This window comes from Planomicrobium soli (genome assembly GCF_003014655.1).
Classification (GTDB): Bacteria; Bacillota; Bacilli; order Bacillales_A; family Planococcaceae; genus Planococcus; species Planococcus soli_B.
In genome coordinates this window covers 1-26719 of sequence record NZ_PYAT01000013.1, presented here as the reverse complement: position 1 = coordinate 26719, position 26719 = coordinate 1, and the positions used below count along the sequence as shown (strand labels likewise).

General features: G+C 43.6%; 22 protein-coding genes. 7 read left to right on the top strand and 15 right to left on the bottom strand.

Features of this window, described 5'->3' with window-relative positions; all coding sequences use genetic code 11:
- Window positions 1-49 precede the first annotated feature (49 nt).
- Window positions 50-1594, bottom strand: a complete 1545-nt coding sequence (locus B0H99_RS14410; protein ID WP_106534394.1) for a carbon-nitrogen hydrolase family protein — start codon at window positions 1592-1594, stop codon at window positions 50-52.
- A 129-nt stretch (window positions 1595-1723) separates the two neighbouring features.
- Here B0H99_RS14410 and B0H99_RS14405 point away from each other — a divergent pair, with 129 nt between their 5' ends.
- From B0H99_RS14405 to B0H99_RS14395, 3 genes are read left to right on the top strand one after another with little or no spacing between them, the layout of a single operon-like run.
- Window positions 1724-2149 (top strand): disulfide oxidoreductase, encoded by a 426-nt coding sequence (locus tag B0H99_RS14405; RefSeq protein ID WP_106534393.1) that lies wholly within the window; start codon window positions 1724-1726, stop codon window positions 2147-2149.
- Between the two features lies 1 nt (window position 2150).
- Complete coding sequence (locus B0H99_RS14400; protein WP_106534392.1) at window positions 2151-2621, top strand: thioredoxin family protein; 471 nt, start codon at window positions 2151-2153, stop codon at window positions 2619-2621.
- Between the two features lie 55 nt (window positions 2622-2676).
- Window positions 2677-3522: an RluA family pseudouridine synthase gene (locus B0H99_RS14395; RefSeq protein WP_106534391.1), complete on the top strand. Its 846-nt coding sequence runs from the start codon at window positions 2677-2679 to the stop codon at window positions 3520-3522.
- Window positions 3523-3629: 107 nt separating this feature from the next.
- Here B0H99_RS14395 and B0H99_RS14390 read toward each other — a convergent pair whose 3' ends face one another.
- Window positions 3630-4130 (bottom strand): DinB family protein, encoded by a 501-nt coding sequence (locus tag B0H99_RS14390; RefSeq protein ID WP_181313681.1) that lies wholly within the window; start codon window positions 4128-4130, stop codon window positions 3630-3632.
- 211 nt (window positions 4131-4341) lie between these two features.
- Here B0H99_RS14390 and B0H99_RS14385 point away from each other — a divergent pair, with 211 nt between their 5' ends.
- The gene (locus B0H99_RS14385) at window positions 4342-5643 is read left to right on the top strand and encodes an NCS2 family permease (RefSeq protein WP_106534389.1); all 1302 of its coding nucleotides are present in this window, start codon (window positions 4342-4344) and stop codon (window positions 5641-5643) included.
- Between the two features lie 191 nt (window positions 5644-5834).
- On the opposite strand, the gene B0H99_RS14380 is transcribed toward B0H99_RS14385, so the two are convergent.
- The 3 genes from B0H99_RS14380 to queG form a co-directional block, all read right to left on the bottom strand.
- Window positions 5835-6143: a hypothetical protein gene (locus tag B0H99_RS14380; protein WP_106534388.1), complete on the bottom strand. Its 309-nt coding sequence runs from the start codon at window positions 6141-6143 to the stop codon at window positions 5835-5837.
- Window positions 6144-6562: 419 nt separating this feature from the next.
- Window positions 6563-7036, bottom strand: coding sequence for a tRNA (uridine(34)/cytosine(34)/5-carboxymethylaminomethyluridine(34)-2'-O)-methyltransferase TrmL (trmL, locus tag B0H99_RS14375; protein WP_106534438.1), 474 nt, complete (start codon window positions 7034-7036; stop codon window positions 6563-6565).
- 9 nt (window positions 7037-7045) lie between these two features.
- Window positions 7046-8191: a tRNA epoxyqueuosine(34) reductase QueG gene (gene queG / locus B0H99_RS14370; RefSeq protein ID WP_106534387.1), complete on the bottom strand. Its 1146-nt coding sequence runs from the start codon at window positions 8189-8191 to the stop codon at window positions 7046-7048.
- Window positions 8192-8255: 64 nt separating this feature from the next.
- Here queG and B0H99_RS14365 point away from each other — a divergent pair, with 64 nt between their 5' ends.
- Window positions 8256-8918, top strand: coding sequence for a B3/B4 domain-containing protein (locus tag B0H99_RS14365; protein WP_106534386.1), 663 nt, complete (start codon window positions 8256-8258; stop codon window positions 8916-8918).
- 144 nt (window positions 8919-9062) lie between these two features.
- A complete protein-coding gene (locus B0H99_RS14360) occupies window positions 9063-10109 on the top strand; it encodes a C45 family autoproteolytic acyltransferase/hydrolase (RefSeq protein ID WP_106534385.1) in 1047 nt (348 codons plus the stop codon).
- Window positions 10110-10168: 59 nt separating this feature from the next.
- Here B0H99_RS14360 and B0H99_RS14355 read toward each other — a convergent pair whose 3' ends face one another.
- A complete protein-coding gene (locus tag B0H99_RS14355; RefSeq protein WP_106534384.1) occupies window positions 10169-11221 on the bottom strand; it encodes a C45 family autoproteolytic acyltransferase/hydrolase in 1053 nt (350 codons plus the stop codon).
- A 142-nt stretch (window positions 11222-11363) separates the two neighbouring features.
- Window positions 11364-11864 (bottom strand): VOC family protein, encoded by a 501-nt coding sequence (locus tag B0H99_RS14350; protein ID WP_106534383.1) that lies wholly within the window; start codon window positions 11862-11864, stop codon window positions 11364-11366.
- A gap of 207 nt (window positions 11865-12071) precedes the next feature.
- Here B0H99_RS14350 and B0H99_RS14345 point away from each other — a divergent pair, with 207 nt between their 5' ends.
- A complete protein-coding gene (locus B0H99_RS14345; RefSeq protein WP_106534382.1) occupies window positions 12072-13019 on the top strand; it encodes an ATP-binding protein in 948 nt (315 codons plus the stop codon).
- 116 nt (window positions 13020-13135) lie between these two features.
- Here B0H99_RS14345 and B0H99_RS14340 read toward each other — a convergent pair whose 3' ends face one another.
- The 8 genes from B0H99_RS14340 to B0H99_RS14305 form a co-directional block, all read right to left on the bottom strand.
- Window positions 13136-15175, bottom strand: a complete 2040-nt coding sequence (locus B0H99_RS14340; RefSeq protein WP_106534381.1) for a beta-galactosidase — start codon at window positions 15173-15175, stop codon at window positions 13136-13138.
- A gap of 30 nt (window positions 15176-15205) precedes the next feature.
- Window positions 15206-16930, bottom strand: coding sequence for a glycoside hydrolase family 35 protein (locus B0H99_RS14335; RefSeq protein WP_245894546.1), 1725 nt, complete (start codon window positions 16928-16930; stop codon window positions 15206-15208).
- Between the two features lie 31 nt (window positions 16931-16961).
- Entirely contained in the window at window positions 16962-19172 is a 2211-nt protein-coding gene (locus B0H99_RS14330; protein WP_106534380.1) for an alpha-galactosidase, read from the bottom strand.
- A 366-nt stretch (window positions 19173-19538) separates the two neighbouring features.
- Entirely contained in the window at window positions 19539-20366 is an 828-nt protein-coding gene (locus B0H99_RS14325; RefSeq protein WP_106534379.1) for a carbohydrate ABC transporter permease, read from the bottom strand.
- Complete coding sequence (locus B0H99_RS14320) at window positions 20363-21304, bottom strand: carbohydrate ABC transporter permease (protein WP_106534378.1); 942 nt, start codon at window positions 21302-21304, stop codon at window positions 20363-20365. The genes B0H99_RS14325 and B0H99_RS14320 overlap by 4 nt, the downstream gene beginning before the upstream one ends.
- A 110-nt stretch (window positions 21305-21414) precedes the next feature.
- The gene (locus B0H99_RS14315; protein WP_106534377.1) at window positions 21415-22719 is read right to left on the bottom strand and encodes an ABC transporter substrate-binding protein; all 1305 of its coding nucleotides are present in this window, start codon (window positions 22717-22719) and stop codon (window positions 21415-21417) included.
- 150 nt (window positions 22720-22869) lie between these two features.
- The gene (locus B0H99_RS14310; RefSeq protein ID WP_245894545.1) at window positions 22870-24672 is read right to left on the bottom strand and encodes a sensor histidine kinase; all 1803 of its coding nucleotides are present in this window, start codon (window positions 24670-24672) and stop codon (window positions 22870-22872) included.
- Window positions 24638-26182 (bottom strand): response regulator transcription factor, encoded by a 1545-nt coding sequence (locus B0H99_RS14305; RefSeq protein ID WP_106534375.1) that lies wholly within the window; start codon window positions 26180-26182, stop codon window positions 24638-24640. Before B0H99_RS14305 ends, B0H99_RS14310 begins: the two co-directional genes overlap by 35 nt.
- Between the last annotated feature and the right edge of the window lie 537 nt (window positions 26183-26719).

The window sequence follows — 26719 nt, the reverse complement described above, 5'->3', positions numbered from 1 at the left end:
TACCAAAGAAAGCGAAAAAAAGCCGCTCCCATCTGGAAGCGGCCGATTATTAATCTTTTTTGTATTCTACGCGGTATACATCGTGGCGGCGGTCTTTTAGTTGCTTGACCGTACCGTTTTGGCGTTGGCGGCGCAAAATCTCGAGATCCACGTCCCCGATCAACACCATTTCCAAGTTGGCATTTGTTTCCCCAACAATTCCGTCACGGGCGAATTCAAAATCGGACGGCGCGAAAATGCCGGATTGAGCATATTGGATATCCATATTTTCCGTTTGCGGCAAGTTGCCGACTGTCCCGGAAATAACTGTGTAAATTTGGTTTTCCACAGCACGCGCCTGAGCGCAATAACGGACACGCAAGTATCCTTGGCGGTCTTCTGTACAGAATGGCGTAAAGATGATATTGGCACCCATATCAGTTGCAATGCGGGCAAGCTCCGGGAATTCAATATCGTAACAGATTTGGATGGCGATTTTACCGCAATCCGTATCAAAAACGCGGACTGAATCTCCTGCTGAAATCCCCCACCATTTCCGCTCGTTCGGCGTGATGTGAATTTTGTATTGCTTATCGATCGAGCCGTCGCGGCGGAACAAGTAGGCAATGTTGTAAATTTCGTCGTCTTCTTCTTTAACGAAGTGAGAACCGCCGACTATGTTGACGTTATAGCGCACTGCAAGGTCCGTAAATAATTCGATATACTGAGGCGTATACTCGGTCAATTTCCGGACGGCTTGGCTTGGCGATGGTTCATTCAAGAACGACATAAGCTGTGTGGTGAAAATTTCCGGGAACACAACAAAGTCGGAATGGGCGTCGGATGCCACATCGACAAAATACTCCACTTGGCTCGCCAAGTCATCAAACGATTCAATTGCACGCATTAAGTACTGGACTACACAAATCCGGACCGGCAAACTGGTTTTAAAATGGCGTTTGGAAACCGGCTTATAGTCCACATTGTTCCATTCCATAAGAGTCGCATATTTTCCTGATGCCAAATCATCATCCAAGTAATTCGGATTGATGCGCATCAACTGGAAACCATTCATCAATTGGAACGTCAAGACAGGATCATAGATTTTATGGCGGGAAACCGAATCTACATATTCTCTTGGCGACATTTCATCCGAGTGCTTGTGGTAATTCGGAATGCGTCCGCCAATGATGATCGATTTCAAGTTCAACTCACGCGCCAATTCCTTGCGTGCTTCATACAACCGCTGACCAACCTGCATCCGCCGGTACTCGGGATGAACCATGACTTCGATTCCATACATATTGTAGCCATCTGGATTATGGTTAGTGATATAGCCGCCATCGGTCACATCGTCCCATGTGTGTCGGTCATCATATTCATCAAAATTTATTAATAAGCTCGAGCACGAGCCGATCACTTTCCCATCAAGTTCGGCAACAAGTTGACCTTGTGGAAAAACGCCTAGATGGCTTCTTAATTGCTCTTCTTTCCACGGATCCATACCCGGGAAGCATAAACGCTGCATTTCCATAATTGCATGTATATCGGCATAAGTCATCTCACGGATGATCATGCTTTTTTCGAAATTGGATAAATCGAACTGTTCTGGCACTACAGCCACTCCTTCACAAAAGATTCATAGTTCATTATATAGGATAGTCTAGCATCATGATAATATTTTACTTGCTGGTGTTTAAGAATTATACTTTTATAGAAGAAATCTGAAACGAGGTACTCTTATATGACAAAGCGCCAAGAAAACGTTTTGCTGTCCATGTGGGTTGTTTCACTGGTCGCAACGATGGGATCACTGTACTTTTCTGAAATCCGGGGCTACATACCTTGCGAGCTGTGCTGGATTCAGCGGATTTTCATGTATCCGCTCGTGATCATCATTGGCGTCGCCTATGTACAGAAAAATATACGCATTGCCGCCACTACTATGATTTTTGCTATTATCGGCGGTGGTATTGCTTTGTACCACTATGGAATCCAAAAGCTTGCTTTTTTGGCTGATTCTGCTCCTGCCTGCGGGCAAGTTCCATGTACGGGCCAATACATCAACTGGCTAGGATTTATCACCATTCCATTTCTGGCGCTCACCGCATTCACCTTAATTGCCGGTATGAGCATCTACTTATGGAAAACACTTAAGGAGGACAAGTAAAATGAAAAAAATGATAGCCATCGCGGCTGTTGTTGTTGTGATTTTCGGTTTGATCATCTTCTTAACCAACCAATCGAACAGCAAAAAGCTTGCGAATAATCCATACGGCACGAACAATCTGGAACAGCCGACCATCGACCAGTTGGACGATGAAAATTACCAGAACATTGCGCTGCCTGACGAAGTCAATGAAAAAATCACAAGCGGCGAACCGACAACTGTATATTTCTTCAGCCCGACATGTCCTCACTGCCAAGTGACCACGCCTGTCTTGATGCCAGTCGCTGAAGATATGGATGTAGACGTGCTGCAGTATAATCTGTTAGAGTTTGAACAAGGATGGCAGGATTATGCGATTGAAGGTACTCCGACACTTGTGCACTATGAGGACGGAAAAGAAGTGGCGCGTTGGGCTGGAGCTCAGCCGAAAGAAAATATTGAGAAGTTTTTCAATGAAGTAGTTTTAAAATAACTGACAAAAGGATCATGTGCAGTGCGCATGATCCTTTTTTATGGAGGAACGCCAGATGAGTTGGAGTTATAAAGTGAAAGATGACGGCATGACCGTCGAAGAATTGCTGCGGTCGGAATGGGGCTTAGGCAAAAAGATCGTCCATGAAATGCGGATGGCAAAAAGCGTGAAAAATGATAAGTTCCAAGAAGTGATATGGAAAGAGCCATTGGCTAAAGGCACAGTGTTGCATTTCGACTTGCCGCCAGCCGCTTCGCCGTATGAACCGAAACATGACATCGAATTGCCGATTCTGTTTGAAGATGAGCATTTTCTCATTGCTGTCAAACCAAAAGGCATGAAAACACATCCAAACGAAGCGGGCCAGATTGATACATTTATCAACGCTATTCTCGGCCATATCGTTCGCAATGGCGGATCCTACGCGGAACATGTCCACCGGCTTGACCAAGGAACATCCGGCTTATTGATGGTAGCCAAGCATCCTGTTGCTAAAAACGTCGCTGATCGCATGCTGGAGCAAAAACAATTGGTACGCGATTATGAGGCGGTAGTCAAAGGGAAAGTTCGCGAAAAGTCTGGCACAATAGATGCAAAACTCGGACGCGATCGCCATCATGCCACTCGCCGTATAGCATCGCCAACCGGCCAAAGCGCAGTCACTCATTACAAAGTGGTGAAAGGGATGGAAGGCAAATCGATTCTTCATCTGACGCTTGAAACTGGCCGGACGCACCAAATCCGCGCACATCTTGCCCATCTCGGTAATCCGGTCATTGGCGATGAACTTTACGGCGGCACGCCGACACAAGACGGCGCCTATCATTTGCACGCATTTCGTATGTCGTTTATCCACCCGTTCACCGGAGAAAAAATTGTCGTTGAAGATACTTCACGGTAAATATCTTCAAAATAACTAAAGCAACCTGCATAGAGTTTTCTATGCAGGTTTTTGTTTGTGAAGCTGCCAATAGAACTAAAGCTGCTTCACTAACTCCTACTGCTTTATTATTCCCAATCCGCCGCAATTTCCCAATTGCCAAGCGCTTTACGGATATAAATTATTTGTCCAATGTGATACGTATTGTGCGTACAAAGATTGGAAAGTGCTTCCCACCAGACAGCTTCTGCTGGAAATTCCGGAATGGAATTATGAAGTTCTTCTTCAGTTGTACCTCTAATTGCTTTTTGCCACTCTAAAAGATTCGCATCCAGCTCAGCGACATGGTTTTGCCAGACCGTTTCGGTCAACGCCTCAATCGCCCGAAAAGTCGAAGCATTGAGTTCCGGGCTGTCTCCCACCGGTTCCCCTTTAAAGCGCTTCAGCCAGCGTCTGTTGTAAAACAACAAATGACTAGTGATTTCACTGATCGAATTAGAAGCCTCATTCGGTTTCCAAATTACTTCTTCTATCCGCAGACCTTTGAGCGCTGCACTTAATGGCTTAATCCAACTATCCTCGTTCCGGCAAACTGCTAATTGATCCAGAATCATCTCTTTTTTAGACATTGTTAGTCCTCCCAGTTTTAGTTTTCTAACAGTAGAGTACCATACGGATAAGGTTTTTCTTCCTTCTATCTTTTGCGTCCTCATCGTATAAATAGTCGATACAAAAATCAGCTTTCCATATTTTTTTTCAAAACCTCTTGCTTTTTCATTAATAAACGAATAATATTTGATAGGTTGTTTAAATTGTTCGTGTTTCGGAAGGGGTTTGAAGATGTTTCATTTAAAAGAGTATGGAACAGATGTAAAAACTGAAGTGTTGGCAGGAACTACTACGTTTTTGACCATGGCTTATATTGTTATCGTCAATCCGGTTATTTTAGGCGCGGCGGGCGTGCCATTTGACCAAGTCTTTTTAGCGACGATTGTCGCTTCTGTTATCGGTACGTTATGGATGGCGCTATTTGCCAACTACCCGATTGCTATAGCTCCCGGTATGGGATTGAATGCGTATTTCACTTCGATGGTGCTTGCTTCGGGCGGCGCAATCGATTACACCACCGCGTTTGCGGCAGTGTTCGCCGCAGGATTGATTTTTGTTATCTTATCGTTGACACGGTTACGGAAAGTGCTGATCGAAGCCATTCCGGAAAACTTGAAACACGCCATCACAGCAGGTATCGGGTTGTTCATCGCGTTTATCGGTATGCGTTTGAGCGGCATTGTCGTAGCCAATGAGGCAAACTTAGTGGGTTTAGGCGATTTGACTTCCCCACCAGTAGCTTTAGCATTGCTCGGTTTATTGATAACCCTTATTTTCATGTCACTGAATATTCACGGCGGAATTTTCTACGGCATGATTGTGACAGGAGTTGTCGCTTTCTTTACGGGCCAATTGAAGTTCGGAGAAGGTTTTTTGAAATTGCCCTCTTTGCCTGAAGGCATCATCATTTGGAACCCGGTTGAAGCTTTTCAGTTGGTAATCCAATACGGACTTTACGGCGTTGTGTTTTCGTTCTTGCTCGTTACGCTTTTTGATACCACTGGGACAATGATCGGTGTAGCCAAACAAGCAGGCCTGATGAAAGGAAACAAAATGCCGCGCATGCGACAAGCATTGCTGGCTGATTCGGTTGCCGCTACAGCCGGCGCCATGCTCGGGACCAGCCCGACTTCCGCTTATGTGGAATCATCTGCTGGGGTTGCTGCTGGCGGCCGGACAGGTTTGACAACGTTGACCGTAGCCATTCTTTTTATAGTAGCCGCATTTTTCGGGCCGCTTGTTGGTGCGCTGTCGAGTGTTTCAGCCATTACAGCCCCTGCTTTGATCATCGTCGGCAGCCTGATGATTGGAGCGGTCAAGCAAATCAATTGGGAACAATTTGACGAAGCGTTTCCGGCTTTCCTGATCCTATTAGCTATGCCGCTAACTTCAAGCATTGCAACAGGAATCGCGCTCGGCTTTATCTCTTATCCACTGATGAAAATCTTCAAAGGAAAAGCGAAAACTGTTCATCCAATCCTTTACGTCTTCGCTGTGCTTTTCACCATCCAAATTTTAATAGCGCCTCATTGATAGAAGCTCGATCAATATTTTGAGCGCAAAACATAGAAAAAGACATTCAGTTTGAATTTAACTGGATGTCTTTTTTTCTACTCTACTCGCAACAAATAATAGAAGAAATCAGTGGTTAGTTTGTAGTGATTCGCCTTTTTCTGCCTTTTGCATCAAAATAAAAAACCGCCAAAATGGCGGTTTTTAGTTGATTATATTCTTGCCCGGCGGTCAGAGATAGCAGCTGTAAATAGCAAGACGATTGCTGTTACTAAGTGAAACGCCCAACCAATCAGCGGGAACCAAGCGACTAAACTTGTGATAATCCCCAAAATGGAACCGCTTTTTGGTGAATATTCTCGAAAACAGAAAAACAATGTGATTATGTGGAGGACAAACATGACGCCAAGCGCCGTATAACCTGTGCTGACAACAAATCCGCCACCAAGAAATGGAATTGCCAAGAACGCTTCGGCAAGCCCCGTCAACCACAATAAAGCCACAGAAATTTTCATTCTCATTCTTTTCACCTCTTTCCGAAACTTTCGTATAGTATATATACGGATGAGTTCAACTTTCGTTTCACATTTTTTTATTTTTTTGCTTTTTATATTAAACTCACTACATTTAGTCCTCATGGCCACCATAAACCGTTATTTCAAGAAATCCTTCTTAATGTGTATAAGCTATGTTTTATGCAGTTAATATAGACAGAAATTCTTCACAATTCAACCTTCACTTTTATTTCATTTTCCTGGCGTATAAGCTATACTAAAAAACAGATGGACATTTTAAGGAGGTCGTTAATTGTGAACTTAATCCTTATTCTAGGCGTTTGTGTAGCGTTCTTGTCAGCTATTCTTTCAGCTGGCCACGATGACAAACCAGGTACATTTGACGAGCAATAATGTAAAAGGACAGCGATTTCGCTGTCCTTTTTTCATTGCAATCCTGGATAATTCTGTTGGCGCAATGCTTCATACATTAAGATGGCAGCCGTATTCGACAGATTCAACGAACGGATATGCTCGTTCATCGGTATCCGCAGGCAACGGTCGAGGTTCTGGTCGATCAATTCTCTTGGCAAGCCTTTTGTTTCCTGGCCAAACACGAAGAAATGGTCTTTCTTTAAATCTGAAAAGTCGAACGTCGTATACGTTTTTGTGCCAAACTTTGTAATATAGTAAAATTCTCCGTCTTTATAGCTATCGAACAGATCCTGAAGCGAATCGTGATAAGTCAGATCGACATGCTCCCAATAATCGAGGCCCGCACGCTTCAGCATTTTATCGTCCGTTGAAAAGCCGAGCGGCCGAACCAAGTGCAATTTCACTCCTGTTCCAGCGCATGAGCGGGCAATATTTCCAGTATTCGCTGGAATCAGTGGTTGGTACAAAACAATGTGTATAGCCAAATCTTTCACTTATCCTTTCAATTCTTCAGCAAAAAATGCCAATCCTTTTTGAATTTCCTCTAGTACTTCTTCATCTTGTTCTCGTTGCTCCGCCTGCTTTAAGGCAAGCAGCCCTTCATCAGTGCCGATTTTCCCGATTGCCCAAGCAGCGGTCCCCCGGATCACCGGCCGTTCATCACGTATCAATAGTTCAATTAATGCCGGCACAGCGCTCGCTTCTTTGAAATGCGCAAGCGCCAAGATGGCATTGCGCTGAATCGGCTTTTTGCCGCGCCACGAACCGGAAACATAACCGAATTTCGCCTTGAACTCCTTGTTCGAAATAGTCAGCAATGGCTCTAGCAGCGGCTTGGCGATTTCCGGATCCGGATCGAACTCAGGATGAATCTGATTGGCTTTCCGCTTGTTTTTCGGGCAAACCGTCTGGCACGTATCGCAGCCATATAACCGGTTGCCGATGACGGTACGGAATTCATCCGGCAAAAAGCCTTTCGTCTGCGTCAAAAATGAAACGCAGCGTTGAGCATTCAGTTGGCCGCCTTCGACAATCGCGCCGGTCGGGCAGGAATCGATGCAAAGCCGGCAATCGCCGCATTGGTCTTCCATCGGTTCATCAAAGCGGAATGGGATGTTGGTGATCATTTCCCCAAGGTATACATACGAACCGAATTCCGGTGTAATGATGTTGGTGTTCTTTGCACTCCAGCCGATTCCTGCACGCTCTGCCACCGCCCGGTCAGACAGCTCTCCTGTATCCACCATTGAGCGCATCCGGGCTTCAGGATAATGGGCGGCAATAAAGGCTTCGAGGAGCGTCAGCCGCTCCCTTAGCGCCGCGTGGTAATCTTTCCCCCATGATGATCGAGAAAAAATGCCTCGCCGTGCCCCCCTTACACCTTGTGGGGCGTCTTTCATTTTTGATGGATAAGCGATTGCAATTGCGATAATGCTTACCGCTTCATCGAGCAAAAGATCCGGACGCGTCCGTTTGTCGATGTCCGGTTCTTCAAATCCGGACTGGTACTTCAACTGTTGCTGGCGGATCAGGCGGTGGCGCAAATTATAAAAAGGTTCCGCTGATGCAAAACCGATTTTATCAATCCCGATTTCAGAGGCATAAGCAACAAGCTCTTGTTGAAACCCTTCGAGATTCATTGTCGATAACCCCTCACTCTATTTTATGATACGATGGTAAAAACCATTTGAAAGGAAGATTCCCATGGATATTGTCGTCAATCCTAAAATTCTTGAAATTCTTCCTGATTTTAAATTAGGAACGATTCATTATAACAATATCACCGTTTCCGAGTCACCTCAAATGCTAAAAGGCCGGCTTCAGCTTTTCCAGGAACAATTGTATTTTGATTTAGAAGACAAAGAAATTACGGACTTTCCCGGGCTTCTTGAATGGCAGCTGATATGGAAAGCACTCGGCGCCGACCCTAGCCGTTACCGCCCTTCGGCAGAGGCTCTCTTCCGCAGGATCCGCAAGCAGAATTATCTAACGCCTGTCCATTCCGGGGTCGACATGAACAGCTTCCTGTCCCTGCAATATGAAATTCCGCTCGGCTTATATGATTCTGACAAAATTTCAGGCAATGTGGAAATTGCTGTCGGCACTGAAAGGGACCAGTACGAAGGCATCAACAACCGCGTCAACACCTTGACCCATATCCTCGTCTCAAAAGACGAACAAGGCGCTTTCGGCAGTCCGTATGTTGATTCGAAGCGAACTATGGTCACCGAACAAACCGTCAACGCATTACATATCTTTTATCTGCGCCCATCCATGGACCGAGACAATGCCATTCAGATGCTTACCGCCGCTTCGAATATGTTTACTGGCATTAATGGCGGAACTGCAGAAATTGCTGTGTGGTAGCAACAAAACCCCTGCTTCGATTTTTTGATGCAGGGGTTTCGTTTATGCAGGTTTCTCCTCATTTAAGTTGTAGGCATATTCTTTTTCATTCCCGGTAATCTGCAGTAAACTCAAGGTAATTCGAGATAAAAAGAGGGATTGCAAGTGGGACGAGTGCATAGTGATGTGATTCAGTTTCGCGGGGGCCATTACGACTTTGGATTCGAGCAAGGGCAGATGCTGAAAAACTCATTTATCTTGCCGAACCGCAAAAAACAATGGGGTCCCCAAAACCGGAATTTCACAATAAATGAACAAGAAGCGAAAAAGCTGTTGCTGGATCTGTCGCCAGCGATTTGGGAGGAAATTTGCGGGTTGGCCGATGCATTGGAATGGCCGATGTATGACGCCATCAAAGATTTTGGAGGCTATTATTTGGAGTATGTCCGGAGTGGTTGTTCAATCTTTACAGCTCCAGATTTTATGGTCCGGAACTACGACAGCACACCGCTAGGTTATGAAGGCCGATTTGCCTTGTATCAGCCGACTGACGGCGGGTATGCAACAATCGGGCCGACCATGCAAATTACCGGACGGACTGACGGCATTAACGAAAAAGGATTGTCCATGGGTTACAACTTTATTAACCGGCGCAATTCAGAAGATGGATTTATCTGCAACATGATCGGGCGTCTCATACTCGAAAACTGCGCAACGATCGAAGAAGCGGTTGCGTTGTTGAAAGAAATTCCGCATCGCCGTTCGTTCAGTTACGTACTCTTGGATAAGTCTGGGGAAACGAAAGTGGTCGAAGCCTCACCAAGAGAAGTCAAAGTCCGGAACGCTTCGGTATCAACAAACCATTTTGAACTATTGACGGAAGAAAACCGTTATCAAATTGAAGATTCCCGGCGTCGTGAACAAACCATACAAAATCATCAAGACGGTTTGACGGACGCCTTTAGCGCATTCCGGCTGCTCAACGATTCGGATAAAGGCGTTTTTTCCAAAAAGTATGCTACGGCTTCAGGGACGCTTCATACTGCTGCCTATTTTCCAGAAACGCTTGAAGTCGGCTTTGCGTTAGGCCCGAACCGGCTGCCGCTTATGCTCGACTTTCAGAAATGGCTGGACGGAGAAAAACTATACGTAAAGCGAATCAACGGAAACCTCGATATTGACGCTCAGTTTGTCAATATGGGAGAACTATAAAACAAAAAGCGCTCTTTTCTCTTTAGAAAAGAGCGCTTTTTGTTTTGAAGAATCTCTGTTTATAAACGGATTTTATCCATATGGGCAAAACCGATTTCTGTGTCGATCTCCCCCGTGATTTGCCCTTTTGCAATGGCTTCTCCAGCGAGCCAGCTATTGAAGTCGAATTCCACTGGCTCCTGGTCGCCACCAAGTGCGAACCATACTTTTTTCTCTTTTGGAAAATAAGCCGACGTATGGATTGTACCCGCCCAGCTTTTATAAAGCTTGGAGAACACACCTTTGTCTGCATCGTTAAACAGCTTGAATGTTTTATAGGCGTTAGCCGTCTGATCTTTTTGTTCCTCGATCGCCGCTAAGCGCGCATAAGAATCTTTCAAATAGTTGCGGTTCTCCTGTTTATGGATTTCAAAATGGTTCGTGCAGGAATCTGCATTTCTAACTTCGACGGACCTCGGGCTTGCCTCAATAATGGACCTTTTTCCACTCGCATCCAGCACCACATAGCTAAATGAACCCCGATGAGGAATTTCCTTTAACACTTTGATTGCTGCATCAACTGTTGCACATGTTTCCAGAACGATCCGGCTAATCATATAACAGACAAAACCATCGCCTGGCTTTTTGCGGTGGATAAAATTATACCCAAGCGCCAATCCTTTTTCGTTCATCCCGTCCATGCGCCCGGTAATGCGGGAAGATGGGCCAATTATTGCATAGCCTCCATCAGTTGGCTGGTATAACATATAACGCCCTTCATAAGTCTGCGGATGGAAATCGTAATTGCGCACCAAAAAATCATCGGCCGTTTTAATCGAACAGCCACTCGGCAACGCGTCGATCCGATAACCGCCGAAATCGCGCAGCACCTCTTCCATTGGTACGCCAAGGGCTGCTTGAAGTCCGCGAAATTCATCCCATATACTTGGCGCGAACTTTTTAAACATCGCTTCCGCTTCTGCTGCATCAATCAAAAATCGAGCCCTTTTGAGCCCCCATTCTTTTGTCCGGTTTTCTAGTATCATCGAATCCTTCAATAGCTTTCCTTGCATAAAACCAAATTGAAAATGATCTCCCCTGAATTGGATGATATCACTATGTATTTTTTTCATCTTAGTCTCCTTTGCCGCTACAGACTGGCTTTCCCTAACAGCATACACGGATGTTTCACGGATTTCAAAAACAAACCAAAGAAAAGCCGCCTTCAAAAATTTGAAGACGGCAATTAGCCACTGCTTTATAGTTCTATCAAAGTTATCCTTCGTAAGCCCGCTGCAGCACGTCCAAATCCAGCTTTTTCATTTGGAGCAGCGCTGTCATAACCCTCTCTACTTTTTCTGTATCTGAATCCGTGAGCATGCTATTTAAAGCAATAGGGGTCACTTGCCACGACACGCCAAATTTATCTTTCAGCCATCCGCACACTTGCGATTTTTCGTCTCCGCCTTCTGTTAACTTGTCCCAATAATAATCCACTTCTTCCTGGTTCTCGCAATTAATGATCAAAGAAAGGGCTTCTGTAAATTGGAACTCAGGACCGCCGTTCAAAGCGAGAAACTCCTGCCCTTCCAGCTGGAATTCGATGGTCATTACCGTTCCTGCCACTATTCCATGAATTTCTTGGCCTGCGTTCACATAGCGAACAATTTGTCCGATCTTAGAGTTCTTGAAAATGGATGTATAAAAACTTACAGCTTCTTCCGCATTCATGTTAAACCAGAAATTCGGGGTAATCTTTTGGATCCTGCTCTCCATACAACTTCCTCCCTTTTCTGCAAAATGCCAGCATCAAAGCAACAGCGTATTTTCTATAAAGCCTGGCTATGTATATCATCAATTCTAGTTGCCTTCATAATACAACAACTAGCGGAAATAAAAACAGTACCCTTAAATTTATTTTTCTTTTGGGTATACATATATTAATTATGGTTTTTTCAGTTTTAGTGAAACGAGGAGATTGCCATGCCGCAATTTATGATGCTGATCGGTCTGCCAGGAAGCGGAAAATCCACCTACGCCCGAGATTTCATTGCTTCCCATAAAGGATGGGTGCATTTGTCGTCCGATCAAATTTCTCAAAGCCACTTTGCATCTGCTGACCACATTGATTCACAAAATGTTTTTGCCGAGATGTATCAGCAAACCGCTGCTGCTCTTGAAGCAGGAAAAAATGTCATATACGATGCCACAAACTTGGCTTCTAAAAGGAGAAGAAGTTTACTGAATCGCCTTAAAAACTTTCAAGTAGATTCAGAAGCTGTCGTATTCCTTACTCCTTATCCGATACTAAAAGCCCGAAACCACAAGCGGATCCACCAAGAACGGGTGCCGGACGAAGCCATAGAGCGGTACATTCGCAGTTTTCAATTTCCAAGGCTGAATGAGCACTTTGATAAAGTAACCGTCATGTTCGATCCTGTATTCAGTGAAACCACAAACGGAACAATCGCGGCTACAGAAATTTACCAAACTGTCCGAAAGAAAGAGATGAGCTTTCAAGAAGTTCTAAAAATTTACCATACATTCGAAGAAACAAAGCCCCTTCTTGAATTACAACAAGTGGTTCAGCGTTCCTATAGCGTGCTGACTAACTTGCGCAAAAACTTCTTTGAAGAGGAAGAATTAGAGCTGCTTTCCTGGGTAGCCTTGCTGCATAGCATAGGAAAATCTTATGTACGCAAAAACTTACCGTTCGAAAAAGACAATTTCTATGGTTACGAACATGTAAGCATGTATCTTTCCTATCCAATTTTATTAGCCCTTCGTTTTCAAAAGGAGTTTATTTTTAATGTATTGTTATTAATTGATGAACACGTTGAAGCCCAATATTCCAAACAAGGAAAAATAAAGCGAAGATTGGGATTAGAAAATTACGAACGTCTGCAAGATTTTCTCAAAGCTGCTTTATAGATAGCAGTGACGCTGCCAATGGCTGACGCTTAATAAAGCTGTTAATTGATAAGTCTAATAAACCCAAGAAAAAAGCTGGCATAAAAAGAGTTCTTTTTATGCCAGCTTTTTAATTTTTATATTTCTTGCGCTTTAGCTAAAATCAAAACGCCTTTTCCTTCTAATTCGACCGTGCCGCTCACTTGTTGATCAGAAAGCAACTCTTGATACTGTCTGTCTTTCAAGTCGATTGCCACTTCTTCGGCATTGTGATTTAAAACAAACAAATACGTTTGTCCATCTTTCACTCGCTCTGTCGTTTCAACGCCTTCCGGTACAGCAAGCAGTGGCTGAACGCCAGCTTCTTCGCAGACCGTTTGCAGGAAGTCAACTAGGAATTTTTGGTCGGGGCTTGATGCCACATACCAAGCTTTCCCTTCTCCAAACTTGTTTACGGTAACAACTGGCATACCTTTGTAGAAGTCGGAGCCGTATTCAGCGACTGCTTCTGCACCTTCGGTATGAATTAAATCAAACAGCAAGTTACATGAATAGCTGCCGTTCATGTTGCCGCGGGAATCTTTCATGACGATCTGGTTGGTTTCATCCGGATGCAGCGCATCGATTTCTTCTGCCCAAATACCAAGGACGTTGCGCAGTTCACCTGGATAGCCGCCAAGTGTCACGATGTCCGTTTCGTTGACGATGCCGCTAAAGAACGTCGTCAGGAAAGTTCCGCCATTTTGAACAAACTGCTCTACTTTTGCTGCATAGCCTTCTTTTACCATGTATAAGACTGGCGCAATTACCACATCATACTGGCTCAAGTCTTCTTCGACACCAATCATATCGACTTGGACGTTCAGCTTGTACAGCGCGTCGTAATATTTATGGACTTCGTTGACATAGTCGAGTGAGACGGACGGTCCGCTTGAAAGCTCTACAGCCCAGCGGTTTTCCCAATCAAAAACGATAGCCACTTTGGCGTTTACTCGCGCATCGAGCAGCGTATCCCCTAATTGGTTAAACTCTTTACCAATTTGAGCGACTTCCTTGAACACACGCGTATTCTCATGGCCGACGTGCTCAATGACCGCTCCATGATATTTCTCGCAAGCACCGACTGAGCGGCGCAATTGGAAGTAAAGAATGGTATCCGCTCCGCGGCCGATTGCCTGATAACTCCATAAGCGCATAACGCCTGGACGCTTTAATGAGTTGTATGGCTGCCAGTTTTGCTGGCTCGGTGTCTGCTCCATCAACATGAACGGCTGTCCGTTTTTTAATCCGCGCATCAAGTCATGCGTCATGGCCGTGTAACTGAACGGCGTATCGATTGCCGGGTAGTTATCCCACGATACAACATCCATTTCTTTTGCCCACTTGAAGTAATCAAGCATCGGGTACGTGCCCATCAAATTTGTTGTAATCGGCGTGTTCGGAACATGCTTGCGAATTGCATTGTACTCAAGCTTGTAGCAATCCAGCAAACTGTCCGACTGGAAACGTCGATAGTCGAGTGAAATGCCTTGGAAATCGGATTCATTGTTTTCACGCTCTTCGCTCAATATATTCGGTGCGACAATTTCGTCCCACTCATAGAACGTGTGGCCCCAGAAGCCAGTATTCCATGCTTTGTTCAGTTTTTCTAACGTGCCATATTTATCGCTCAGCCAGTTGCGGAATGAGATTTGGCATTGGTCGCAATAGCAATAGCCGCCATATTCATTAGATACGTGCCAGATCAATACTGCCGGATGATCTTTATAGCGCTCCGCTAACTTATCAGCGATCCGCTCCGAATATTCGCGGTATGTCGGGCTGTTTGGACACGAATTGTGGCGGCTGCCGAATTTGCGTTTTCTGCCGTAGAAATCAACGCGCAACACATCCGGGTATTTTTTCGCCATCCATGCTGGATGTGCTGCTGTACTTGTAGCCAAGCACGTGTAAATGCCATTCTCATAAAGCCGGTTGATTTTGTCATCAAGCCACTCAAAGTTGTATGTTTCTTCATCCGGCTGGTTCAACGCCCATGAAAAGACATTCAATGTTGCAACGTCAATCCCAGCAAGTTTAAACATGCGGACGTCTTCATCCCAGATTTCTTTCGAATCCCATTGTTCCGGGTTATAATCTCCGCCGTGCCAAATTTTCGGTAGTTTTTCATTAATCATCTGATTCCATCCCTTCTATTCTAAACACTGTCAACCAAGCTTCGGTTGATCCAACAATTGAATTTGGTCAGTCGTCGTGTTCTCAAGTTCAAACACAACAATTTCATTGTTTTCCTTTTTCAATAAAGGGCCCGGCAGATAAAGCCGTTGCTGCGGTCCTGCCGTGTTCCAGTAGCGGCCCAAGTTAAAGCCGTTAATGAAAACATTGCCTTTAGTAAAACCTTTTGTATCAACATATGTATCCAATCCTTCGTTTGCATCGAAAGAACCATGGAAGAATTTCGGGAACCGCTCTTGTTTGCTCCTTTGATAATCGGCAGGCAAATGGTCCAGTTCCACTTTGAACATTTCCCAGTGGAAGAAATACTGCTCCCCGAGCCAGAGATTTTTGATCAATCCTTTTTGATCAGTCAAATGCTCGCCGTAATTGGCCCGCCCCATATTCTCCACTAAAATTTCCAGCGTATTCACTTTCTCTGGGAAATCGAGTGTCACGATTTTATCGGTGTCATTGATATAAGTTGTCGTGATATAGCGGCCATTGACGTAAATATAGCCACGGTCGCGGATTGCGTCCGAGTTCAACTTCAATTCCCCTTGGCGGTTGACTGTCGTCCGGTAAAGCGTATAGCCATATGCCTGTCCGAGATCTTCCATGGCAAGGGGTATAATATGTTCGGTTTTTTCGCTGATGTCTTCAAGTACATCAAACAAGCTGACAGACTCCGATACCGCCACTGTTCCGTATTCTTTCGCCGTTGTTGTTTCTTTGAAATCCGCCGGCACTTCGGTGTACTCGCTCAAAACCTTCTTTACCGCCTTGTACTTTTCGGTGATCGCACCGCTCTCCGTCAGCAAGCTATCATAATCGTAGCTCGTGATCGTCGGATAATAGATATCGTAATGATTGGCACCATTCATGAAGCCAAAATTGGTTCCTCCATGAAACATATAAAAGTTAACGGAAATGTTCTTTTCCATCATTTCCTTAAAGACAGCGGCTACATCTTCTCCGCTTCGCACCGTATGCTCGCCTGTCCAATAGTCGAACCAGCCGATCCAGAATTCCGCGACCATTTTTGGTGACCCCGGTTTAAATTCTTCAAGCGCATCAACCGCCTCGCCCACCCGTGAGCCAAAGTTCAGCGTAGTCGTTACATCTGGAAGCGATCCTTGTGTAATGAAATTCGGCCCATCAGATGTAAACAAGAAGGTATCCAGCTCATGCTTTTTGTATTGCTCTTTATAAAAATTCAAATAAGCCATGTCATTGCCATAAGCACCGTATTCATTTTCAATCTGCATAGCGATTACAGGGCCGCCGTTCTGATATAGATGGCGTTTGAATTTAGGCAGCAATTCATCAAAATAATCTTCGACATGCACCAAGAAATTTGGATGGCTGCTTCGCATTACTAATTCCTTGTCCTTCAATAACCAAGACGGCAAACCGCCCATTTCCCATTCGGCACAAATATAAGGTGAAGGCCGCAAGATCACATATAGCCCTAAATTATGTGCAAGCTCGATAAAGCGCTCGATATCCGCCATTCCCGAAAAATTGAATCTACCTTTTTTCGGCTCATGGAAATTCCATGGAATATATGTTTCCACCGTATTCAGCCCTAAAGCTTTCAGCTTCAGCAAGCGGTCTTCCCAATGCTCCGGCACTGTGCGGAAGTAATGCATTCCACCTGATAAGATCTGGAAAGGTTTACCCTCTAAATAAAACGATTCATTTTTAGCAGTCAGCACGTTTATTCCTCCTAAGCATCAAGCTTTCCCTTTATACACGAGTTACTTTGAATAAGTTTGACGAAAAATCAGCTGGATGCTTGTTCGAATGGTAGCGGTTAAACTGCATGCCTGCGCTCATCAATTCATCTCCGTAGAACGTGCCATCTAAACCATCGATTGCATATTCAAATTCCGGATTCAGCCCTTCAAAGAAGACCCGAGTATAACCAGGGTTTGGCCGGGCCAGCACTTGGTAATAGCCGAGAATCGCTTCGGCTTGGTCGTCAGAGACGACCATCCAGCTCGTAACATTGCCATCATCAACAAATGGGCTTTTGATTCGATAAAACTTTCCTTGCTGAATGAGTGAACGGTTTTTTTTGTAAAAAATGATTTGCTGCTTAACTTCTTCTTTTTCCTCTTCAGTCATCATAGTCACATCAAGCTCATAGCCGAAAGCGCCAAAGTAAGCGACGTTCGCTCTTGTCTCCAAGCTTGTGACGCGTCCTACTTGATGGTTTGGAACTGCGGATACGTGCGCTCCCATGGAACTGACTGGATAAACCATCGATGTGCCGTATTGGATTTTTAAACGTTCGACCGCATCGGTATCGTCACTCGTCCATCCCTGCGGGGCATAATAGAGCAAACCTGGGTCAAACCGGCTGCCTCCTCCTGCACAGGACTCGAACAAGACATCCGGAAATTCTGCCGTAAGCCTCTCATATAAAGAATAGACGCCAAGAATATAACGGTGCGCTACCTCGCGCTGCCTGTCTGCCGGTAATTCCAATGAACCGATTTCCGTCATATACCGGTTCATATCCCATTTCACATAGGAGATTGGTGCATCGCGCAAGATTTTTGCCACCATGCCGTAAATAAAATCCACTACTTCTTGTCTTGAGAAATCCAGCACAAACTGATTTCTGCCATGCGAAGATTGGCGATTCGGCACATGGATGATCCAATCTGGGTGCGCTCGATACAATTCACTAACTTTTGACACCATTTCAGGCTCAAACCATAAGCCAAACTCTAAGCCTAACTTGTTGATTTCTTCGGCCAGCTTGGTGATTCCATTCGGCAATTTCCGCTCATCAACAAACCAATCTCCAAGGGAAGTCGTATCATCATCCCGCTTACCGAACCAGCCATCATCCAATACAAAAAGTTCTACGCCTAACTGTTTAGCTTCCCCTGCGAGCTCTATAATTTTTTCTTCATTAAAATTAAAATATGTTGCTTCCCAGTTATTGATCAGCACCGGCCGTTCCCGGTCACGCCATTTTCCGCGCGCCAATCGGCTACGATACAACCGATGGAACGTCTGGCTCATGCCATTCATTCCTCTATCCGAATACACCATCACCACTTCAGGCGCCTGGAACTTCTCTCCGCTTTCGAGCAGCCAGTTAAAATCAAATGGATTAATTCCGATCATTAAGCGGGATACATCATAATGGTCCACTTCTACTTGAGCAAGGAAATTGCCGCTGTAAATCAAACTGACGCCATAAACCTCTCCGTGATGTTCAGTGGTTTCTGGCCGCTTTAGGGCAAGAAATGGATTTTGCTGGGCACTGCTCGTCCCTCTCGTACTCGCGATGCTTTGAATGCCCGGAACCAGTTTTCGATTTTTCACGTGCCGCTCTCTGGCCCAAGAACCTGAAAGCTGGACCATTTCAAAATCAGAACCTGCCAAATCGATGCTGGCGCTTAAAGCTCTTGTTAAGTTCACGTTTCTCTGGCCATGATTGATAAATTGTGCAGATCTTGTAATGGCCCCTAATTCTTCAAAAACGGTGTATGAAAGCCGGACTTCCACATCAATTTTTTTATCATAGAGTGAAATTTCCAGTGACGTTGCCTCGTCTTCGTTCTCCACGTAAGTGGCAGGCAAACCTTCTAACCGCTTTTTGCCTTTGAAAATTTGGTGGCTCTGATAAATGAAATTTGTAATTCGGCTGCCGCTTTCCTGTAAAACTTGATAAGCAGGTTCGCGAAAATCCGTCGTCCCATAAGCCGGATATTCTTGTTTAATCAAATCCAGCGAAAACACAAGATCCCCTTCATTGACGCAGGCAGTATTCGGGCTTTCTCCAACATGGAACAGCCGATCAAACGACTCACGGTTGCGCAGCCTTTTTCCATAATAAAGATGCCCGAGCTGCTCGTTCTCCAGAACTTTAAATATATAGCTTGTTTGTTGATTTTGCAGATGAAACTCTCGAGTGGAGTCGTTGTATAAAATCGGCACAATTACCCTCCTACTAAAAATCTTAAGAATTCATTTCTATACACCGCTTTGGATGCTTTGGGCATAGCTCCCACGATAAGCCCCTGAGCGCATCCAAAGCTAAGTAACTTATTAAATAGAAACAAACTATACTTTTACTGCTTCATAAGTAGATATGTAGCAAAATAGCGGAGACTCCCGCAGGAAAGCGCAGTGACGAAATCCACTTGGGCGAATAGCCCAAGTTAGTTCGGCTCAAGCCCGTAGGAAAGACATTGGCCGTAGCCTGCAAGGCCAAGTCTTTGCGACGAAGCTAGCAAAGCGATGCAGGAGCATATCTTTTTAGCGGAGCTATTTTGCGGAATATCGACTATTAACCTTAATTCCTTAACCCTTAACCGATCCCATCATTCCAGCAACAAAGTGTTTCTGCATCAAGAAGAACACGAGTGCTGTCGGCAATGTGGCGATGACGATGGCTGACATGATAACGCCATAGTCAGGAGAATAACTTGAGCCAAGATTGGAAATCAGCAACGGAATCGTCCGTTTTTCTGGTGACTGCAAAATGACTAATGGCCATAAGTAGTTGTTCCAGCTATTCATAAACGTGATGATCGCTGCTGCTGCATAAGTGGTTTTCATCGTTGGCACATAAATTCGGAAAAAGACGCCAAGCTCACTCAAGCCGTCAATTCTTCCCGCCTCTACCAAATCCTTTGGAAACATTTTCGTGTTCTGGCGGAAGAAAAAGATGAAAAACGCAGTTGTAGCTGTTGGCAAAATGACGGCTCCTAGAGAATCGATTCCAAATAGCGGCATTGTATTGGTGACACTGCCGAACATGCGGTATAACGGTACCATAATCGCCGCAAAAGGAATCATCATCGACAACAACAAGATGGTGAAGACGATGTCTTTTCCTCTGCTTCGGAACATTTCAAAGCCGTATCCTGCAAGCGAAGCTAATAGCAGCGTCAAAACGGTCGAGATAAGCGCAATAATTGTTGAGTTGATTAAGGCAGGTACAATATCTACTGTTTCAAACAACTTCTGCAGGTTTGCGACCAAATGAGTTCCTGGCAGTAAACGCCCCTGCGTTACATCAACCGATTTGTTGGTGACACTGACGATCATCCATAAGAATGGAAAGATGGAAACGATGGCTGCGATAGTTAGAAACGTATAGATACTAGCTCTTTGGAAGATTTTCATTTTTTCTCACCCGCCACTCTGAATTGAATAATAGAAAGAATCACAACTAATATGACGATTACATAAGATACGGTCGATGCGTAACCAAAATCAGGTGTGTACTTGAAAGAAAGATTGTAGATATATTGCGAAATGGAGATTGTTGCATTCCCTGGTCCGCCGTTGGTGATATTTACAACTTCATCAAAGATCTGCAGTGTACCGATTGTTGATGTAATGGAAGTAAACAAAATGATTGGCTTCAACATTGGCACAGTAATTTGGAAAAATTGTTGGATGGCATTTGCGCCATCAATTCTTGCCGCTTCGTAAATGGACTTGTCGACGTTTTGCAATGCGGAAAGATAGAAAATCATGTTATATCCTGTCCATCTCCATGTAATGGCAAGGATGATAACCACCTTCGCCCAAAACGGATCGGCTAAGAAATTGACCGCTTGAGAGGCGAAACCGAAGTTGACCAAAAACTGATTAATGATCCCATCGACACCGAACAAGTATTTGAAAATAACTGAATAAGCAACCAGTGAAGTGACACATGGCAAGAAAATCGCGATTCTGAAAAAGCTTTTAAATTTTAATGTTGGGTCATTTAACAGTACGGAAAGAAATAACGCCAATACAATCATCAATGGAACTTGAATGAGCAGAAAGATTGATGTATTGGTTAGCGCTGCGATAAAGGTCGGATCCCCAAACAATCGCTTCCAGTTAGCCAAGCCCACATATTCTAGATTCGAACCCATCCCGGATTGAAAGGATAATAGGAAGGCTTGAACCATCGGGTAAAAGTTAAAGATCGTAATTGCGATAATTGAGATAATGACAAACAACCAGCCAACTTTTTTTCTGAAATACAAGTTGGTTTTTTGGCGTTTGGTCTCTTTATGGCGCAATGGAAGATCCAATTCGTTCTTTTTCGTTAATTGCTGGCTCATCTTTCTCATTCCTCCTATAAAAAAACCTTGAGCTGGCCTCACTGGTGAGCCATAAAGCACTTCGACCAGTTATTCGGCGGCAACCCAAGGCTTTATTTATTTACAATCCGTTATTTGAGTTGTGCTTCAGCTTGTGACTGAGCATTTTCAAGTACTTTAGAAAGCTCTGCCCCATTCAAATAATCTTGCATTCCAGTTACTAAGATGTCCTCAATTGCGTAAGTGTGGAGACCATAGTTCACGCCTGGAATTTCATCTGTCCATTGAGAGAAGTCTGAGATGATTTGCTGTCCACTAAAGAATTCATCTTCGACTGCAAACGCATCTCCTTCAGCTGCTGCTGAGTAAGTCCCGATAGCGCCAATATCTTTTACAAGTGTTTGATACAAGTCAGGGTTAGAACCGAACGTATTGAGCAAGAAATCTGCAGCTTCTTCTTTGCCGTCTACATTCAAGACATACCATGAGCTGCCGCCCAAGTTAGAAGCGTTGACTGCTCCGTCCATATCCAATCGCGGCATTGGTACTACTGCCCATTTCCCGGATTGGTCAGTTGCTTGCTTGACGCTCGGCGTGATCCAGTTTCCTGTAGGCACACTCGCTACATCTCCGCTGTTGAACGCTCCAACAAATTGGCTCCAGTCAGAGACGATTTTCGCAATGTCCTCATCCATCATCTTTTTGTAAGTTTCAAATCCTTTAGCAAGTGCTTCATTGTCTGCAAGGTTCGGCGTTGAGCCATCTTCTTGCACATACCATGAACCGGTTGTTTGAATCATCATGCGGACTTGCGCCAAATCGTTCGGATCCAACGTCAGCATGTTTTTGCCTGTTGCTTCCTTCACTTTTTTGCCCACTTCTATATATTCATCCCATGTGATGTTCGTTACGTCTTCTACTGTGTAGCCTGCTTCTTCAAGATAATCTGTACGTACATATAATCCCGCTACGCCAGAATCGAATGGCAATCCATATTGTTCGCCATCAAAGCTAGTTGTTGCAATTTTATATTCTGCAAAGTCATCCGAATTGATAACATCAGTTAATGGATGAAATGCATCCGGGTAAGCTTGCAAGAAACTTTGTGCCCGGTAATCTTCAATTAGGACAATGTTTGGCATCCCTTTTGTTGTACCAGAGCTAAGGCCCGTGTTTAGTTTTTGGATAATATCGTCTTGTGCATTTTCAATAATTTCTACTTCATACTCACCATCACCGCTATAAGCTTCTTTTGCTTTATTAAGAGCAGCAATGTTAAATGCTGGATCCCAAGCCCAAGCTGTGATTTTGTCTGCGCCTGATGAACCCGATGAACCTTCTGAATTGCTGCCACTACTTGCTTCATCCCCTGACGAACAAGCAGCTAATGCAACCATGCCAACTATCAGCAATACCATTAGAAACAATTTCTTCATCAATAATCCCCCTTTTTGTAAGCGCTTTACTTTTGCGCCTTGTATACAGTATAGCGACCAAAAAAAAAAGATTGTTAGAACAATCTTTAGATGTTTCATTTGAAAATTATTAGATAGTTCAAACTTCGAAAGTTTTTTCTTGGAATATTCTTAGATTCTTGTAATTTCATTGGATTCTATAGGAGTTTCCGCTTTTTGAAGAGGCAATTCTACCTTTATTTTTGTGCCTTCTCCTTTTTTGCTTGTTATTTCTACTCCATATTCCTCACCATAAAGCAATTGTATGCGTTCATGAACATTTCGAATGCCGATTCCGCTAAACAGATGGCGCTTTTCTTTAAAATCTTCTTTAGTATGATCGCCTTTTATCTCCATACCATCGCCATTATCAACAATTTCACATAAAAGGTTTTCTCCTTTTTGACCGATCAATATTTGGATAAACCCTTCTTTCTTTTCATTGAACGCGTGAAAAAAAGCGTTCTCAATAAATGGCTGAAGAATGAGTTTTGGCAACTGGCAATCCAGGCAATCGGGAGAGATGAAGAAATTTACTTTGATCCGGTCGCCATACCGGGCTTGATTGATCAGGACATAGTTTCTTAAATCTTTTATTTCCTGTTCTACTGTGATTGTCTGATCGATATTGCTGAGGGCATTTTGCAATAGCGAGATTAATGCATGGATCATATCGGTCGCTTTTTCTTTTTTGCCTTGCTGTACCATGAATTTGATGGAGGCCAGGGTATTGTACAGAAAATGCGGATTGATTTGATGCTGCAATGCCATCAGTTCTGCATTTCTTTGCTTTTGCTGTGCCTGGACCACAATATCCACGTATTCCTGCAATTCATTGAGCATATAGTTGAACGCATTAGCGATTTTTCTCGCTTCATATCCGCCTGATTCGGCAACCGGCTTGTTAAAGTCATGTTTGGAAATCGTCGAAATTTGCTTGACCAGCCTGCTAATGGAATTGGTCATACGCCGAGAAATTAGAAACACTACGATAACGGCAAGCAAAACAATTCCTAAGGAAATAAGGATAATTTCTTTTGTATTGATCAAATTGTCCATCACCACATTTTTATCCACCAGGTTTACGAGGTACATATTATAGGTAGGCAAGTATTCAGACATTAACATATAGTCGGTATCGAAGATGCGCACGTCTTTAAATTTCAATTCTTCATTTTCTACTTCTTTTGCCAAATTCAAAACGTCGCTTGCGTCCTCACCAATCAGCTCTTCTTTATTACTGGAAACGATTCTGCCTGTCTCATTGACTAGCAGTACTTCGTTTTCTTTGCTGGTATATCCTTCATAAAACGCTTTTAATTGCTCTTCCCGAATCGGAAAATACAAGACACCATAAACTTCGTCTGTCGACCTTTCAATCAATGCTTTGGTTGCCACAATCATCGGCTTGTCATTGAACGAGTTGGACGAAATAAAATGATAATGCAGCGTAGTCGGCTCGCTTATTGATTGCTGCGTAATCGAATGGTTTCTTAACACTTCCCAGGATACTGGCCAATTTGAGTAATTCATATTGAACAACCGCTCATTTTCACCTAGAATGATCATGTTTGCGTCATAAGAATCTACTGTCGGGTAAATTCTCTCCATTTGCCTGATGATATTGAGGTATGATCCGGATTTTTGAATCGCGTTTTCATTTTCCCGCGTCAGTCCCCGTTTAATGGTGCCGTTGTTTTGAGCTTCATGCGTTGCACTGACGATAGCAAAACTATACGACTCGAATCGGGTTTTGATTTGCTCCAAGACTTTTGTGTTGGTGATGCTGAACGTATTCATGAATAAGTTGGAAGACATCCGGATCGAGCTAAAGGTAATCAATAAGGAAACCGCAACAATGCTGATCACCATGATCAAAAACATTTTGATGAACAGGCTGTTATTTTTTAAGACTTGAACTATTTGTTTCTTCATTTTGGGCATGGTGCTCCTTTCGATAATTGCCTGGAGACGTCCCCGTTATGCGCTTAAACACTTTGCAAAAATAACTATGTTCCGAATATCCTACCATCCCGCTAATGTTCGATATAGAGACGGTGCTGTTTTCTAAGAGCTCCATTGATTTCTTAATGCGGACCCGGTTTAAATACTCGCTGAAGCCTTCTTTGTGGTGGGTGCTGAAATAAGAAGATAAGTAGGATGCATTAAAATGAAAATGCTCAGCAATTTCAGATAACCGAAGCGGCTGAGTGTAGTGCTGCTCAATATAAGCCAAGATTTTTTCGAGATTATTGGACTGCTCATTTGCTTCGTCATTCGACAGAATGATTATCCGCACTTCATCTAAAAATTCATTAAATTGAAGGAGTGCCTCATTGACGTGATTCGCTTCATTGATCGAAGAAAAGTAATTGTACTTTTTTCGTTCAATATCCTGGGTTCCATATTTCATATTGTCCATTAACACGATAATGTTGAAAACGATATTGCCTAAAAATGATTTAAATTCAAAACTGTCGTTGTTATACTGCCCGGACAAATACTCGATATGATTTTCTAAATACGTAAAAGCTGCATTGAACATACGGTCTTTAAACATTTCAATAAAATGGTTCAAGTCAAAAATGGGTTGCTTGGCGTGTTCCACCGGCAACTGATTGTGCATGAACAAAGTTTTTTCTGGCAGATAAAACAAATATTTTTTCATCTTCACAAGACTTTCATCATATACATTTTTCAAGTTATCAATCGACTCGAACGGCTCGCTTACTAACCAAGTTAGCTTCGCATCTTTTTGGGAATACTCTTCGATTGTTTCACTTATAGCTTCCAACTGATCAAAGTTGAAATTAATCAGAAATGTTGCTTCAGCTTCTTCGGATAAGACCTGAAAGATCGCCACATTACTAGCAAATGCAGTTTTAAGCTGAGAAATGTCATAGTTTTCTCCATACACGGCCACTAATTGAAAATGACTGTTGACAAAAACAGAAGATAAAACCGTTTTATCCAGTGAAGATTCGTAACCTAACAGTAAATTTCCAAGCATTTCTTCAATCGACCGGTTAGGTTCCGGCAAGCCAGTCGAACGCCTTAAATTGGGAATCCGATCCGCCACCCGGTTCAAAATCTTCACCAATTCTTGTCCGTTTAATTTAGGCTTCAATATATAGTCAGCTACGCCGCTTTGGAAAGTCGAGCGGACATAGTCGAAGTCTTCAAAACTGCTTAGCACAATTATTTCTATTTCGGGAAATGCTTTCTTCCCTTCTCTTACCAGATCAATTCCGTCCATTATCGGCATGACAATATCAGTAACCACAATATGAGGGCGACATTGTTCAATCATGTGCATCGCTTCTTTGCCATTAGAAGCTTCTCCTATAATTTGAAATCCTTCTGATTCCCAATCGATATAGTTGATGATTCCTTGCCTTATTAACATCTCGTCATCGACAATCAGAACTTTGCAAGGCTCTTCCATAAGTGCATCCCCCTAGAATAAAACTTGTAAGAAGCAAATTTTTTAGAAAATAATCCATTTCGAAAACGGTTTCAAGTTTCTAATGATGTAAAAATCTCTCTTAAAATTTAATATAGCTGTTGTTATGAAATAACTGACCCATATTTACTGTTGCCATACTTTCCTTTAGTATAACGATGGCTAGAATAGTTAACAACATGTAAAGCGCCCATGCCCGCTTCAAGCACAAGGCGTTTCGATAGTAGAAAATGAGTTAACCAAGTTTAAGAAGGGTTTGCCGGCAAAGGACCCAAATAAATATTCATAAACGAAAGATCTATTTAACCAATGGTAAAGAAAAAAAGGCGTTTCCCATTCAAGGGAGGCCACTGAAAAACCCTAAGAAAAAGCATCGAATTTCTGATTTTAGAAATTTGGTGCTTTTTTTGTTGTATACTGGTTTTAACTTCAAGGAGGGATAACCATGATGCCAGACAGACCGTCCATGAAACCCAGTCCTTATGCCGCCCTTTATGATCTTGTCATCCCCCACGACCA